The following is a 14,727-nucleotide window of genomic DNA, read 5'->3' as shown; positions in this document are numbered from 1 at the left end:
CGATCGCATTCGCTATCCGCGCAGTTCAGGCAATCCAGGGGTTTACTTCCGCACGGGTAGCCGCGCGCTGCGTGGGCTCGTCGACGAGCAGGCAGGAAATCCTTACACCCATCGCACTGGTGCGTTGGTGCAATTGACCGTCGAACAACTGCACATGATTGTGCAGGCCATCCAGATCAAGACCGTGGGCACCGAGCTTGGAGCCCAGAAGTTGGCGTTCGGTGATGTCGTAGACCGCATCGTTGATCAGTGCCGGTTCGACCATGCCGTCCACGGACAGCACGATCCAGCGTACTTGCCCCGTCATGCCGCCGCGCAAACGCAATCTGACGCGTGAGCAAATCATTTGCGTGTTGACGTGGGCCACCGCCTCGCAGGCCAAACGATATATCGTGGTGTGCATGTTGGAGCTCAGATCGATCGCCCCGAGGCCCTTGATCTCGCAGCGATAGGCGATGCCCACGTCGTCCAAGGCGCGAGCGATGGTTTCGCGCAGTGCTGCCGGCAAACCGCGTTCGCGCCACGCTGAGGGGTGCATGCTTTCGGCAAGTCGGCTGACCTGGCTTTGCGTCGCGCTGGCCTGACGGAAATAACGTTGCATTTCGCTAGGCGTAAGCAAGTGGCGGAACCGAGTGAGCATCTGGTGGTGTGCAAGCGACATGGCGCTGCCGGCCAGTTCGAGCTCTTGTGCGGTTTTCCTCAATCGCAACTCGCTGATGTGGATGCTCTGGCGGGCCAGCACGATGGCCCGCTCCGCATCGAGCCGATCCTGATCTTCCTGTTGGCGCCGCGCGGTGACCCGCGCCCCGAGGATGAACAGGCAAGTCATCACCAGTGCGATGAATGTTTCGCTTCCTACCATGTAGACCGTGTCGACGCCGTGCCATTCCATCAGCGAAATGGTGCAGAGGATGGCCGGTGTTCCACCCAGTGCGGTGGCGCGCCATCCCGGCTTCAGCGTGACCCATGCGATCGGCATGAACAATGCCAGATAGGACAGTCGCCTGGCGTTTTCGTAATTGTGCAGATGGAACCACAGCAGGAACAACGCGGCCGACAGCAGAAGGGCGAGCGTATCGGCCGCAAAAAGCTCCTTGACGAACGCTTGCAACCGCAGCTTCCACGGTGTTTTGGATATGAGCTCGGCCCTTGCCATCAAGATCCATGGCAGTACGAAGATGGTGGCGATGTACCTTCCAATGAATATGCCCGGCAATGTTATCCAGCCGACGGGGTAGGGATGACCGGGCGAATAAAAAGAGTGCGCAAGGGCCGCCATCATCACCAATGCCATCGCCAGGCAGCAAAGCGCCGAGCACAGCAACAGCACATGGAAATTGATCTGTTGCCGGTTGGGGAAGAGATCCAGTTTCTCCCTGCACCACCAGACGATGGGCATGATAGGGAGGATGCCGGGGATCATCGAGATGATCGTCCAGCTCAGGCCGAATTGGGTATGCGGCAGGACATTGAACGACTGCCCTGCCGTATCCATCAGGGGAAGCGTGAGCCAGTACCGATAAGGCAGAAACAACAGGCAGACGATCCGAAACGCTGAGATGATCCCCCAATAGGGTTCGCTGATTGGCCTTAAAGCCATATAGATGAGCAGATAGCCCGCGGCGGCCGCAGCGTGCCTTTGCCATTCGCGTTTCAACCAGGTTTTGCCCATACCCCGCCCCTTCGGAGACGCGCAGCAAGCGTGCATCGCGTCGCTCCATCATGAGCGATCCGCGCATTCGGTACCAGGGATGCTCTGATCAATGCTTCCGGACGCCACCTAAATTTCAACATGTTGGGAGGCGTCTGCGAATAATTGTTCCGCGCGTCCCTGGGTCTGTTCGCGCTATTCGCGTGGCCCTCGCGCCCATAAAAAAGCCGACGGCGGGGGAGCGCCGTCGGCAGGTTCACACGCACTTTTAAACGCGGATTACCAGGCGCGGACGTTGACCACGCTAAGGGAGTAGCTCTGCATGTCCGCCTGGTAGTGCAGCATGCGGCCCATGTCGAAATCGACCGACTGGCCGGGGCTGAGGTTGGTGGTGCCGGCGGGCCAGCCTTCCTTCGAGGCGAGCACGTTGCCCGAACCGTCCTTCGCATCGACCCGCACCTGGGCGGCGGCGGCGGCGGCGCAGTTGTTGACCAGCTTGCCCTTCACGCTCAGGCGTGTGGCGATGCCGGTACCGACGGCGCTTACCTTGACGTCCTGGATGGCGAAGTCGGTTGCCCCGCAAGCGTGGGCGGCGATGGGGGCGACCATCAGCACGGTCGCGGCGAGTAGCATTTTCATTGGTGTCAGTCCTCAGGCCATGGTTGCCACGCGGGAGAGCGGCTTGAGAGAGATATCGACCTTGGCGGGACTTACTTTAGGTTTCGCGTTAAAACCAAATGGAATGAGAATAAAAAATCCCCCGGGTTGCCCCGGGGGATTGGTACACCGCAAGGATGCGCCCGAAGGGCATCGCGGGTGGAGCTTAGAAGCGGTATTCCGCCGAAGCCGAGTAGTTCGCCACGTTGGCGCGGCCGTGCGGCACGCCGATGTTGTCGAGGCTGGTGTTGTTGCCCGACTGCAGGCGGTAGTTGTCGTAGTTCAGGCCGAGGCTGAAGTTATGGGTCACGTCGTAGCCCACGCCCACGCCGGCATACAGACCGTTGTTCCAGGTCTTGTAGCGGTCGGTGCCGAAGTCGCCGGTGGCGGCGAACTTGGTCTGCGAGCGCATGTAACCGGCGTGCGCCGTCACGAACCAACCCTGGTAGAAGTTGTACTTGCCGTTCACGCCGACGGTCGCCGCGCGCGGCTTGACCGACAGCTGGCTGTAGCCGTCAGACCACTTGGGCTGACCCAGGTACACGTAGCCGATTTCCGGACCGACCAGGCCATTCCAGCGCCAGCCGAAGCGGACGTTCTGGAACACGCCGTGGTTGTGGTTCAGCACGTCGCTGTCGACGCGGTACTGGCTCTGGCCCAGCTGGCCGGCGACGAAGAAGTTGTCCTGCCAGTTGGGATCGATGTTCGAGCCGTAGGTGGCGGTGCTGGTGTTGGCGTCTTGCGCATGAGCGGCCTGGCTCAGCACGGGGGACAGGGCAAGGGCGGCCAGGGCGGCCGAGAGGGCTAGCTTATTCATGGAGGACTCCATCTCTTTGTTATCGACCTGGACAACGATGGGGAAGTCGTTGCGCAGGACCGCGCGGGGTTACGCGGCGTAACAACATTGTAACAACCGTCCTGAACCGAACTTTTCTGACACTAATCAGGGCCTTTGCCGTTCAGTTTCGTGCGTGCACGCGACTGCGTCTCATTCGGCCGTGACTTGTAGGCGCCGCAAGGGCTCGCGCGTGACCTCTGGCAGGGGAGTGGGTGCACTCGCGTGGCTAGGATCGTGCTCTTACGCCGCCATCCCATTCATGTTGGCGGCCTTTGTCGCACCAGGAGATCACCCTTGAACCGCCACCCGCTCGCCGCCGCCATCCTCGCCACCGTGCTGGGATGTACCGCCCTTGCCGTCAATGCCGACGACGTACCCGCTCCGCAGAACGTGCCTTACAGCGCAGGGACGCTGAAGATCGATGTCGATGCTACTGACGTGGCTCACCGCGTGTTCCGCGTGCACGAAGTCGTGCCGGTGGCCTCGTCGGGTCCGTTCACCCTGTTGTTTCCGGAGTGGATTCCCGGTCATCACTCGCCCACAGGCCCGATCGACAAGTTCGCCGGCCTCGTGGTGAAAGCCAACGGCCAGACGCTTGCGTGGACGCGCGACCAGTACAACGTCTTCGCCTTCCATGTGGACGTGCCGCAAGGCGCCACCGCGCTGGATGTGGAATTCCAGTTCCTCTCTCCGCAGAGCACCGCCCAGGGCCGCGTGGTGATGACCCCGGAAATGCTCAACCTGCAGTGGAACACCGTGGCGCTGTATCCGGCCGGTTACTACGCGCGCCAGATTCAGGCCGATCCCAGCGTGAAGCTGCCTGCCGGCTGGCAGTTCGGTTCGGCGCTGGACGTCGCCTCGCAGGACGGCGATACCGTGCACTTCAAGACGATCAACTTTGACGACCTGGTCGACTCGCCGATTTACGCCGGCAAGTACTTCAAGCGCGTCGATCTCGATCCGGGCGCCAGCACGCCGGTGCATATGGATATCGTGGCGGACGATCCGAAATACCTGGACATCAAGCCCGAGCAGCTGAAGATTCACAAGGCGCTGATCCAGCAGATGTACAAGATGTACGGCGCGCACCACTACAACCACTACGACTTCCTGTTCTCGCTCAGCGACAAGATGAGCGGCAACGGCCTGGAGCATCATCGCTCCAGCGAAGACGGCACGCCGACCGGCTACTTCACCGAATGGGACAAGAGCTGGGTGATGCGCGACCTGCTCTCGCACGAATTCAACCACTCGTGGGACGGCAAATACCGTCGCGGCGAAGACCTCTCCACGCCGAACTTCAACGTGCCCATGGGCGACTCGCTGCTGTGGGTCTACGAAGGCCAGACGCAGTTCTGGGGCGAGGTGATGGCTGCGCGCTCGGGCCTGTGGAGCGACGACCAGTTCCACGAAATGATCGCCGCCGTCGCCGCCAGTTACGACAAGGGCCGTCCGGGCCTGGCTTCGTGGCGCAACGTGCAAGACACCACCAACGATCCCACCATCGCCCAGCGCCGTCCGCTGCCGTATCGCAACTACCAGGCGAGCGAGGATTACTACTCGGCCGGCGAGATGATCTGGCTCGACGTCGACGGCAAGCTGCGCGAGCTCACCGGCAACAAGAAAACCATCGACGATTTCGGCAAGGCATTCTTCGGCGTGAATCCCGGTGCATGGGATGTCGACACCTACACTTTCGACGACGTGGTGAAGACGCTCAACGACATCGCGCCGTTCGACTGGAAGAGCTATCTGCGCACGCGCCTGGATGGTCACGGTCCGCTGATCGGCGGTCTGGCATCGCACGGTTGGAAGCTCGTCTACAACGACAAGCCGTCCGCCGCGATCAAGGCCGGCGAAGCTTTCCGTCACACGGCGGACCTGACGTACTCGCTGGGTCTGTCCATCGGCAAGGAAGGCGCGATCGGCGATGTGCTGTGGGATGGTCCTGCTTTCAACGCAGGCCTGTCGCCGGGCATGACGATCGTGGCCGTCAACGGCCACAGCTACGATCCGGATGCGATCAAGGATGCGGTCACCGCCGCGGCGAAGGACACCAGCCAGCCGATCGAACTGCTGGTGAAGAACTTCGACGAGTACAAGACCATCCGCATCGACTACCACGGCGGCCTGAAGTATCCGCACCTGGAGCGCGATACCAGCAAGCCCGACACGCTTGCCCAGTTGATCAAGGCTCGCTGATCCACTTCGACTCCTCCCTCTCCCCCATGGGGAGAGGGTTGGGGTGAAGGGCGGCTCGTGCGAAAACATCCTCGCATGGGCGTACCCTTCCAACTCCGCTATACTTCCCCTTCGCGCTGGCGCGCACCGCTTGAGTCGCCCATGCCAGTGCAGACATCCACGCGCCCGTAGCTCAGCCGGATAGAGTAGTGGCTTCCGAAGCCATTGGTCGGGGGTTCGAATCCCTCCGGGCGCGCCATTTCGCCGCCGCCGAGCATCAAAGTCCGCTTAACCTTGTCCCCGAGGTTTGCTTCCCGGACAAATGTGCGTCGAACCAGTCGTCGATCGATTCATCGAGTGCCTCACTGCGATCATCCCGCAGCAACGCCGAGCAACGTCGATGCAACCAGGATCGCGAGGACAAGAGCAGCGATCAGAGCGAAGTCGAATTCACGGCGAAAAAGAAAGCACACACCCATCGTCGCGACGCGAAGGGTCGGGAGCGCAATCAACAGGACGATTCCGGTTGAGACAAGACCATCGGCTCCCGATCGTGCGCTCGCGCCAAACATGCGCAGCACCATTCCGATCGCGATGAGCCAGCATGACGCCCCGCTTCCGCGGCTCAGGAGCCACGCCAAGCGGCTGTTCAATCGATCAGCAGCGCTGCACGTCGGCGTCGTCATGCCCCCAGGACTCTGCGTACGCCCACCGCTGCGAAGACCATCTGAATCGCCAGGACCAGCAGCGCGACCACGAAGACCAAGCGAAGTTTGTTCGGCGCGATGAACACCAGGAGGCGTGCGCCCAGAAGCGCGCCGACGACCGACCCCAGTGCGACGGGGCCCGCGATCGCCGGCACGATCGCGCCGCGGATGAAATAGGCGCCCGCGCTCGCGGCTGCCGTTACACCGATCATGAAGTTCGACGTCGCGGACGAGACCTTGATCGGCAAGCGAAGTGCGGTGTCCATCGCCGGAATCTTTAATACGCCGCTGCCGATCCCAAGCAGCGCGGACAGCAGCCCGGCGCCGTACATCAAGGCGAGGCCCGCCGGCAAGCGCTCGATCCGATAGGCCACGTCACTGCCGATGGCGCGGTCCGGATAGACAGAGTCAAGCCGACGCACCCACCCATCGGTCGGCCCGCCATGAGGATGCGCTGTAGCGTTCCCTCGGCGCATCAGCATCTGCCAAGCGGAAACCAGAAGCACCATCGCGAATACCGCATAGAGAACTGGAACCGAAACGACACCGGAAAGCAGCACGCCGCTGGCGGCTCCGAGGGTGGTCGCTGTCTCCAACACAATCGCGAGCCTCACGTTCGTAAGACGCTCCTTGAGGAACGACGCAGCACTACCGCAGGAACAAGCGATCACGGAAACGATGCTGGCACCAATGGCGACGCGAACATCCACACCAGCGATGAGGGTCAGGATAGGAACGATGAAGATGCCGCTGCTCATTCCGAGCGCTCCACCCAGCGCACTCGCACCGACCGAGATACAAAAGAGTCCCGGAACAGAAGTTGCCAGCACGTCTAACTCACTTCTGGGTATGTGAGACGCGGCGTCGCGCCAGGCGTGTCTTGAACCGAATGTAGTCGCCCCGGTAATACAGCCTTTCGTGGTCGACTGCGCGATGTCCCGAGGTGTAGGAGGTGCGCTCGATCAAGAAGATCGGACTGCCGACAGGAATTTCCAGCGCCATCGCGACGGTGGGATCAGCCACGGTGGCTTCCAGAACATATTCAGCCTCGACCAGCGGAGTGTCGTATCGCTCTTCCAGCAGAGTGAAGATGGGCTCGTTGGCGAGGTCATCGGTCATCACCCTGCGGCCGAGTTCCTCCGGCAGATAGGTCTCGTCAAAAGAGAGCGGCACGCCATCTGACAATCGCACGCGCCGTATTTGCACCACCGTTGTCCCTGCAGGAAGTGCAAGCTTGTCTGCGACGAGCGAGGTGGCCGGAACAATCTCTCGACTGAGCACGCGGGCTGTGGGCGTTCGGCCCAAGGCCCGCATATCCTCAACAAAGCCGGTCAACTCTGCGAGTTCTTGAACCATTCTCGGCGAGGCCACAAAGGTCCCTCGACCACGCCGGATTTCCACCAAGCCCTGCCGCACGAGGTTCTGAATCGTCACGCGGACGGTGGTCCGACTAACGCCAAACTCGCGGCTCAGTTCCTCTTCCGATGGAAGTTGCGTTCCAACAGGCATCGCACCGCTCGAAATACGGGCTGCGAGAACATCTTCGATCTGGGCGTAAAGCGGCAGACGCGTTGAAGGGCTGTCGGACATGCTGAGACGCAACCTCTTTGGGGTATCGACGAATATCTAGTTGGGCACCTGCTTGGCGTCAGCGAAAAGCTTGGCGGGCATGGTAGAAACTCAGTTTATTCGAAGACGAATAAACGTTTTCGGCAGGGATGCCAAAAACAAGACAAGGCAAACGCAAAGAAGCACGATGTCCTTGTATAGAAATTCTCCGGCAAGGTTCCACGCGATGGGGTCCGTGGACAGGCTCCATGTCACGACTCCCGGTGTCGTGAAGAAAAACGACCAGGTGATCATGAACGTGCCGACACCCATCAAGGAGCCGATGGCCGACAGAACGGGGACGAACGCGCCAGCAGCAAGCAACACTGCCGTGGTCAGCTCGACAACACCAAGCACATTCGCCTCACCCCGAATTCCGAATATGGATAGCCAGGAAACAAACGGGCTGTTGGCGATATACACGGCGATGCCATGTGCCGATTGCGGCGTGAATTTCTGGATGCCGAACGAAATAAAAATCAGAACCATCACCCATCTGAGAATGGCCAGCAGCCAATAGGAGCCTTCGCCCCGCTCGGCGATGTTGAACTCTTTAAGCATACGTATCCTCTTCTCTCGTCTGCCGCCACGCAGATACTGCGGGCAAGGTATTCAGGTCGATCCTGCGCCAACGGTCCTGTGATTCGGTCTTCACGCAGACAGTTGGGCGTCCGCAAACCATCCGACCCGGAGGGATGGGCGTATCACGGCGGTCCTTTATCTGTATGGGCACATCATGACATCATGATGTCTCTATGTCAAACGTATCCAAGCCAGGCGGTGCTCTCGGGTCTTAGACGAGTTGAGAGCAAAACCTAGTCCGCTTTCGACCCGGAGCGGACATAACTAACCAGGGACATAGAAGGGACACACGGCACGCCGCGTCCAAACAAAATCACTTGGACCGCTTGCGTTGAATTTCACCCAATCTCTACATGCGCTCACGCACCAGGTAGACGGGCACTTCCAATCTTGGTGCCATCACCTGGCCGATCGCTCATGGGCAGCGGGTTGCCGAAGTCAAACGCATCAAGCTCCGCGTTGAACTCAACCAGGCGCAATCAGCACGGGACGCATTTGACCCAGACCGGTGAAGATCATGGCAGTAACCCACACGGCCGGGCCCACAAAGCCGGGCCATGCCGGTACATGGCCAGGAACGATCTCGAACAGGATAAACGGCACATCAGCTATGCCAACGATGAGCGCGTTTAGCCAAAATCCCGTACGGCTATTTTGCCAATTCATTTTGATGGCTAAAGCAATAGCGCTCACTGCGAAGGTGAAGACATAGAAGGCACATTGGAAAAGTCGTCCCCGCTCCATGCCGTTCGATGCTTCGAGTCCGACCTGGTAAACGCTATATGCGGCCATGAGGTGCAGCGATCCCCACAAGACGTAGAGCACCGCACCGATCTTCGCGAGAACACTCTTACTCATACCGTCCTTCTTACTCTAGAAGTTTTTAAAGAAGCACATGCCGATGGCCAGTGCGCGAGGTCCTTTACGTTTAGAGCTTGCAACGCAAGTCGATGTCGCGACTCCGAGCCACGATTGAGATTGAACGACGCTGTAAACGGGCATGGGTCGACCGACGCCTCACGCGAAGTGCACGCTGTCCAATGCCAGGTCGCAATGAGAGCGCACCGGTCGACGCTACGCTGCTGTGTCAGACCTGAGTGAGGCCACCGTCGGCGACGAGATCGGAACCTGTCGTGTAGCTGCTGTCGTTGGAGCCGAGGAACAGGATGGCCTTGGCCATTTCCTCTGGCCGGCCCATCCGTCCAAGCGGCGTCATCTGCTCGAACATCCCTTTACGGACATTGGCTTCTTCCCTGGATTTGAATTGTCCGTAGAAGATGGGCGTTTCGGTGGCGCCCGGCGACAGCGTGTTCACGCGGATTCCGCGGCTCTTCAATTCCGCCGCCAAGCTTCTGGCCCAGAAGCGCATGGCCGCCTTGGTCGCACCGTAAGTGTGGTATTGCGGAATGCCCTTCATGTGCACGCCCGAGGACACAAGCACGATCGAGCCTCCGTCGCGCATCAACGGAGCAGCCTTTTGCACGGAAAAGAAGGCACCGCGCGCGTTGACCGCGAAGGTCTTGTCGAAATGTTCCGGGGTCACGGCAGCCAACGGCGCCATCTCGACAAAGCCCGCATTGACGACAAGAACGTCGAGGCCACCTTTTTCGGCCTTCACCTGAGCGAAGAGTCGATCGAGGTCTTCGAGCTTGGCGACATCACCTTGTACGGTCGAGACGTTTCGCCCGATGGCGGCTTTGGCGTTGTCCAGCTCCGACTGGCGGCGTCCGGTGATGAACACATAAGCGCCCTCATCAACAAAGGCTTTGGCTGTCGCCAGACCGATTCCGCTGCTGCCGCCAGTGATGACGGCGACCTTTCCATCCAACTTTGCCATGGTTGAATCCTCTCAAATTCATCTGATTCGAGGCCAACGGCCTGCTATGCCAGCCAGTTTAGTTATCGCGCGATGGAAGGGTATTGCGAGCAATGGAATAACGATTATGTCGATCTGGAATTTGCGTAAACCGCCTGGTTCCGATCGAACAAACGGGATTCAATAAAGGCGATGAACGCCTTCACCTTTGCGTTGGTCCGCCGACCCGTCGGAGACACTGCCCACAGATCGATGGACGGCAACGTCCAATCTTCAAGCACAGCGCGCACGCGTCCCGATTTCAATTCCGGCGTAAACATCCATTCGGAACCAATGGTCAGTCCCAGATTCGACAGAACCGCTTCACGAACGGCATCCGGTGCGGTCGACCTTACCCTGCCGCGAACGGTGACCGAGGTCTTGGCCGAGCCCTGATGGAAGACCCACGTTTCCCCACCCCCGCGCCGGTCGTAGATGACAGTCTGATGCGCGGCGAGATCCGCCGGTGTAGTCGGCACGCCAGCGCTGTCGAAATATTCGGGCGTTCCCAACACCAGGAGGCGCCCCTGCCCGATGCGTCGCGCAGTGAGTGAGGAATCTTGCAGTGCGCCCATGCGCAACGCCACATCGACGCCTTCCTCAATAAGGTCGATGTAGCGGTCCTCGAGGAAAAGGTCGATATCCAGGGAAGGGTATGCGTCGAGAAACGCGGGCAGGTGCGGCATGATGTGCAGCCGGGCAAACGTGACCGCCGCGCTTACACGCAAACGACCTGAAAGCGACGCCCCGGCTCCTCGCGCCGCGAGCACGGCGTCTTCGGCCGACTCGATGGCACGCTTCGCATGCTCGTAAAAGTTCAGGCCGGATTCGGTGGGTGTCAGACCATGCGTCGTACGCACCAGCAAAGGTACGCCAAGATCGACCTCAAGCTGGGCGATGGCCTTCGAAACAGCCGGCTGCCCGATCCGCAGCTGACGGGCAGCGGCCGAGAACGATCCTGCATCGACAACAAGTACAAAAGCCTCCATGGCTGACAATCGGTTCATCGCTGTTCTCCGCTGGGATGACCACTATCACCGAACCATGCCTGACACATGCGGCTCACCGCTCACCGCACGAGAGCTCTCGCCGCCGCTCGAAAGCGATTCGCTCATGCCAATTGGTCATTCCACAAATCGCTTTTCATGAGCGGCCCTACAATACGCGCATGGGCTGCCTTGCCCTTAAACGTTAGTCTCCACGATCGAACTAACGGGCGTATCGGAGACTGTCTCAAAATCATGCCGTGTTGTTTGTCTTCCACGGCTGTGCAGGTAATCGATCACTGTGGTGTCGCCCAGTAATCTAACGCTTCCAATCGACAAGCGCTCTTGACGATTGGCGACGAGCGCATGCTGTAACTGGAATCGGGAGATTCCTTTTTCTCCGACAAAGAACGGGGCAATGGCTAGCCGAAAGCGGTCGAAGATGCCCTCGGAGAGGAATAGCGATAAAACCAGCACGCCACCTTCCACAAAAAGGTGGCGGACGCCACGTTCTTGAAGAACGTGGGCAATTCGGCGCGCGGTGATAGGGGCGTCGATGCCGATGACCGTGGCCCATCCGTCAAGACGTGACTTGAGGCTGGTGACTACGCCAGTGGGGCAAAGCACGATTTTTTCCTGCGTGCCCTGTTGGAAGAACTGCCCGTTCGGATCCAGGTTACCTGTAGCCGTCAAGGTAATCTTGATCGGCTGTGCGGGTAGACCGTTGCGAAGGCGCGCATCAACCAAGGGTGGCTCTCTGATCGAAAGACGTGGATTGTCCGCGCGTAACGTTCCCGCGCCTACCAGGATGGCATCGCATAGGGAACGCTCACGCTGAATGTCCAACAGGTCTTCGTCGCTGGATAAAATCAGGCGCTGATTGGATGTGTCGTCCATGTAACCGTCGATGGAGCAGGCGGCAGACAGGCAAATGTGCATCGGGCTGTTGCTGGAGGCTGGCATCGGACTTTACCGATTGAGTCAGGGTTCCTGCGTCATGCCGGGCAATGCGATGGTGTGACGGGTATGACGAACCTTGGCTTCGAGGTAAGACAAGTTGTGACGTCCGGCGAAAACACCGGTCGGCCTGACGGCGACCACGTCGATACCTAGAGCTTGCAATTGCGCGCGCTTGTTGTGGTTGTTCGTGAGGAGGGTGATGCGCGTTACGCCAAGTGCCTTGAGCATATCGGCCGCCGCTGTGTAATCGCGTTCGTCGTCACCGTGGCCAAGCGCACGATTGGCGGCGTAAGTGTCGTGCCCCTGCTCCTGCAGACGGTAGGCGTCCAGTTTTTTGTAGAGCCCTATGCCACGGCCTTCCTGGCGCATGTAAAGCAGAAAGCCGCCATCCTCGTGAAGTCGCTGAAGCGCTTCGTGCAATTGTGGACCGCAGTCGCAGCGCGCCGATCCGAGAACATCACCCGTCATGCATTCGGAGTGAAGCCGGACAAGAGGAGCGTCTGTATCCGGGGTGCCGAGTCGAACTGCAAAATGTTCCTTGCGATCGGAAAGCCCGTGGAAGCTATACATCGTGCCGATAGCTTCACGGCCATCCTTCAAATGGATGGGAAGTTGTGCAGCGGTGCGCAACCGGGGCGTATCTTTTGGCGAAATGACCTTCGCGCAATGGGTATTCATGATGCGGTTAGCTCAGTTTGATTCGTATTCGATGTGGGACCCATGGAGGCGTCGTTTAGATGCAAGAGGTAAGGGAGCTATCGAGGGAAAATGGGCAGCTCGCGGCGCCGCCGGAAAATGAGCGCCGCGAGAGGTGTGGAAGACAATGGCGCTGACCCGACAAAAATCAACGTCTGCGCAACCCACGCGCTCGCATTCAAGCGTTTGCCGGGTTTTGGAGCGTTGACGGATTCAATGGAACGCATCGTTCTTTCCCTAAATTTGTGTAAAAGAATCCCGTCGAGCGTCGTGGTGAGCGTGCCCAGTCAAAGGTTTTTCAGTACTCAGGATGAACTGGCGACACGTCGTTGCCGCCGGCTCCCTGGTCGGGGCGGCTGAAGGCGGGTGACGGGGCATCCGTTCGCTGTTTCCGGTGACTCCAGCCATCGTTGGTGAGGCGAAGCTGGATCGTCGCACTGCTGCATCCAGCCGGTTGGCAACCGTTGGCTCGTCATCAGGTGTGGGTGGAAAGTCCGTCGGTTCGCCCACTGACCAGCACGGCTGCGACGACCCGATCGCAGCGCGCGCCATCGAATGCGAAGGCATCGCTCAGGGCGACGTCAATCTCGCGGGCCAGACCTTCGCGCATCAGGCTGCGCGCGCGAAAATAGCGGGTGCGCACCGTCGACTCCGGAATTTCGAGCGCCTGCGAAACCTCTTCCACGCTCATTTCCTCGATGGCACGCAGCATGAATACCGTACGGAAAATCTCGGGCAGCAGATCAATGCGCGCCTCAAGCAGCACGCGCAACTGCGCACGCATCGCGACAAGATCCGGCGCCTGGTCGGGTTCGTCGGCGAGCGAAGCCTGGGAGGACAATTCGAACGTGGTCATGGCCGTATCCAGAGGTATGAGTTGTGCCTTCTTGCGCCGTAAGCGACCAGCCGCTTCGTTGACCACGATGCGCACCAGCCACGTGGACAACTGGGCTTCGGCGCGAAAGCTTCCCATTGCGCGCCACGCGTGGAGATAGGCGTCCTGCAGGGCATCCTCGGCCTCCACATCGGAATTGAGAACACTTCGCGCGGTGCGGAACAGGCGCCGGTTGTAACGGCGCATGATCGCCTCGAACGCCGCGTCATCACCGCATGCGGCGCGCTTTGCCAGCTCGGCATCCGCGGTGTCTTTCGTGATGGGCGTCCTTGCCTGATGGGGTACGCGTTGCATGCCAGCCTCCGTTTGCCAAATGGAACCATCCGTACTCATCTTGCTACCTTCGCGGATCCGCGTGTCGGTTCGAGTACGCGGTCAATAGCCGAAGAACGTTTCGCTGCGCACATCGTCTTCATCCACCCCCGCACTGGACAAGGTTTGCAGTACCGCCTCGACCATGGCCGGCGGTCCCGCCAGATAGAAAGCCGGATGGGCCATGGCGCCGGCGGCTTGTCGTATGAGTTCACCATCGATCCGCTCGACGGGACCTTCCCAGGCGAGCGTCGATTGCTCCATGCGGGTCATGGTGGCCACCAAAGTGAACCGCGGATTCTGCCGCTCCAAATCTCGCAGTTCCGTAAGAAACGCGGCGTCCTCGGGGCGGTGATTGGTGTACAGCAGGCGCAATTCCCGGGGGCTGCGCTCGTGTGTCGCGTGCCGCAGCATGCTCATGAACGGCGTGACGCCGATGCCGCCGGCAATCAATACGGCTCCTCGATCCGGTTTCTTGTGCAAGGTCAGTGAACCGAAGGGCCCATCGACGGCCGCCGATCCGTCCGCCGGCAAGGCGCCGAGCGCACGCTTGAAGGCGCTGTTGCGCATACGGGTGGCAATGACCAGTTCCTCTTGATGCGGCGCGCTGACGATGGAAAACGCGTGTTTGAGATCCTCTCCACCTGGCAACTGGCCTGCCGAGCCTTCAAGCGTGAGGTCGATGGCCTGGCCAGGCTTGAAATCGAACCCTGCCGGTTTTTCAAAATGGAAGGCCATGGTGTCGTCGGCGACCATGTGACGTGATCGAAGGCGTACGGTGTGTGTCGTCATGGAAAAT

15 protein-coding genes and 1 tRNA gene are annotated in these 14,727 nt (G+C 59.9%); 2 read left to right on the top strand and 14 right to left on the bottom strand.

What is annotated here, in order from left to right; translation table 11 throughout:
• Positions 1 to 25 precede the first annotated feature (25 nt).
• The 3 genes from DWU99_RS15450 to DWU99_RS15440 all read right to left on the bottom strand — a co-directional run bounded on the left by DWU99_RS15450 (position 26) and on the right by DWU99_RS15440 (position 3,125).
• Entirely contained in the window at positions 26 to 1,672 is a 1,647-nt protein-coding gene (locus tag DWU99_RS15450) for a hypothetical protein (RefSeq protein ID WP_115478974.1), read from the bottom strand.
• Between the two features lie 258 nt (positions 1,673 to 1,930).
• Positions 1,931 to 2,290 (bottom strand): hypothetical protein, encoded by a 360-nt coding sequence (locus DWU99_RS15445; protein WP_115478973.1) that lies wholly within the window; start codon positions 2,288 to 2,290, stop codon positions 1,931 to 1,933.
• Between the two features lie 184 nt (positions 2,291 to 2,474).
• Positions 2,475 to 3,125 (bottom strand): outer membrane protein, encoded by a 651-nt coding sequence (locus tag DWU99_RS15440; protein ID WP_158543308.1) that lies wholly within the window; start codon positions 3,123 to 3,125, stop codon positions 2,475 to 2,477.
• A gap of 315 nt (positions 3,126 to 3,440) precedes the next feature.
• Here DWU99_RS15440 and DWU99_RS15435 point away from each other — a divergent pair, with 315 nt between their 5' ends.
• Both DWU99_RS15435 and DWU99_RS15430 read left to right on the top strand, forming a co-directional pair.
• Positions 3,441 to 5,348: a M61 family metallopeptidase gene (locus DWU99_RS15435; protein WP_115478971.1), complete on the top strand. Its 1,908-nt coding sequence runs from the start codon at positions 3,441 to 3,443 to the stop codon at positions 5,346 to 5,348.
• A gap of 161 nt (positions 5,349 to 5,509) precedes the next feature.
• A tRNA-Arg gene (locus DWU99_RS15430) sits at positions 5,510 to 5,586 on the top strand.
• Positions 5,587 to 5,698: 112 nt separating this feature from the next.
• On the opposite strand, the gene DWU99_RS15425 is transcribed toward DWU99_RS15430, so the two are convergent.
• From DWU99_RS15425 to DWU99_RS15375, 11 genes are all read right to left on the bottom strand, one after another.
• Complete coding sequence (locus DWU99_RS15425) at positions 5,699 to 6,013, bottom strand: DUF1634 domain-containing protein (protein WP_115478970.1); 315 nt, start codon at positions 6,011 to 6,013, stop codon at positions 5,699 to 5,701.
• Positions 6,010 to 6,864: a sulfite exporter TauE/SafE family protein gene (locus DWU99_RS15420; RefSeq protein ID WP_115478969.1), complete on the bottom strand. Its 855-nt coding sequence runs from the start codon at positions 6,862 to 6,864 to the stop codon at positions 6,010 to 6,012. Before DWU99_RS15420 ends, DWU99_RS15425 begins: the two co-directional genes overlap by 4 nt.
• 7 nt (positions 6,865 to 6,871) lie before the next feature.
• Positions 6,872 to 7,624 (bottom strand): GntR family transcriptional regulator, encoded by a 753-nt coding sequence (locus tag DWU99_RS15415; RefSeq protein WP_115478968.1) that lies wholly within the window; start codon positions 7,622 to 7,624, stop codon positions 6,872 to 6,874.
• Positions 7,625 to 7,714: 90 nt separating this feature from the next.
• Positions 7,715 to 8,203, bottom strand: coding sequence for a DUF417 family protein (locus DWU99_RS15410; protein ID WP_115478967.1), 489 nt, complete (start codon positions 8,201 to 8,203; stop codon positions 7,715 to 7,717).
• A gap of 486 nt (positions 8,204 to 8,689) precedes the next feature.
• Positions 8,690 to 9,082 carry a hypothetical protein gene (locus DWU99_RS15405; RefSeq protein ID WP_115478966.1) on the bottom strand — a complete coding sequence of 131 codons (393 nt, stop codon included), beginning with the start codon at positions 9,080 to 9,082 and terminating at the stop codon, positions 8,690 to 8,692.
• A gap of 229 nt (positions 9,083 to 9,311) precedes the next feature.
• The gene (locus DWU99_RS15400; RefSeq protein ID WP_115478965.1) at positions 9,312 to 10,061 is read right to left on the bottom strand and encodes an SDR family NAD(P)-dependent oxidoreductase; all 750 of its coding nucleotides are present in this window, start codon (positions 10,059 to 10,061) and stop codon (positions 9,312 to 9,314) included.
• A 104-nt stretch (positions 10,062 to 10,165) separates the two neighbouring features.
• Positions 10,166 to 11,086 (bottom strand): LysR family transcriptional regulator, encoded by a 921-nt coding sequence (locus tag DWU99_RS15395; protein ID WP_115478964.1) that lies wholly within the window; start codon positions 11,084 to 11,086, stop codon positions 10,166 to 10,168.
• A 177-nt stretch (positions 11,087 to 11,263) separates the two neighbouring features.
• A complete protein-coding gene (locus DWU99_RS15390; RefSeq protein WP_267897535.1) occupies positions 11,264 to 12,004 on the bottom strand; it encodes a RibD family protein in 741 nt (246 codons plus the stop codon).
• 42 nt (positions 12,005 to 12,046) lie between these two features.
• Positions 12,047 to 12,703, bottom strand: a complete 657-nt coding sequence (locus tag DWU99_RS15385; protein ID WP_115478962.1) for a GTP cyclohydrolase II — start codon at positions 12,701 to 12,703, stop codon at positions 12,047 to 12,049.
• A 493-nt stretch (positions 12,704 to 13,196) separates the two neighbouring features.
• A complete protein-coding gene (locus tag DWU99_RS15380; RefSeq protein WP_115478961.1) occupies positions 13,197 to 13,910 on the bottom strand; it encodes an RNA polymerase sigma factor in 714 nt (237 codons plus the stop codon).
• Positions 13,911 to 13,991: 81 nt separating this feature from the next.
• Positions 13,992 to 14,684, bottom strand: a complete 693-nt coding sequence (locus DWU99_RS15375; RefSeq protein ID WP_199535818.1) for a ferredoxin--NADP reductase — start codon at positions 14,682 to 14,684, stop codon at positions 13,992 to 13,994.
• Between the last annotated feature and the right edge of the window lie 43 nt (positions 14,685 to 14,727).

Source organism: Dyella psychrodurans (genome assembly GCF_003363265.1).
Taxonomy (GTDB): domain Bacteria; phylum Pseudomonadota; class Gammaproteobacteria; order Xanthomonadales; family Rhodanobacteraceae; genus Dyella_B; species Dyella_B psychrodurans.
This window is presented reverse-complemented; position numbering and strand designations above follow the sequence as displayed.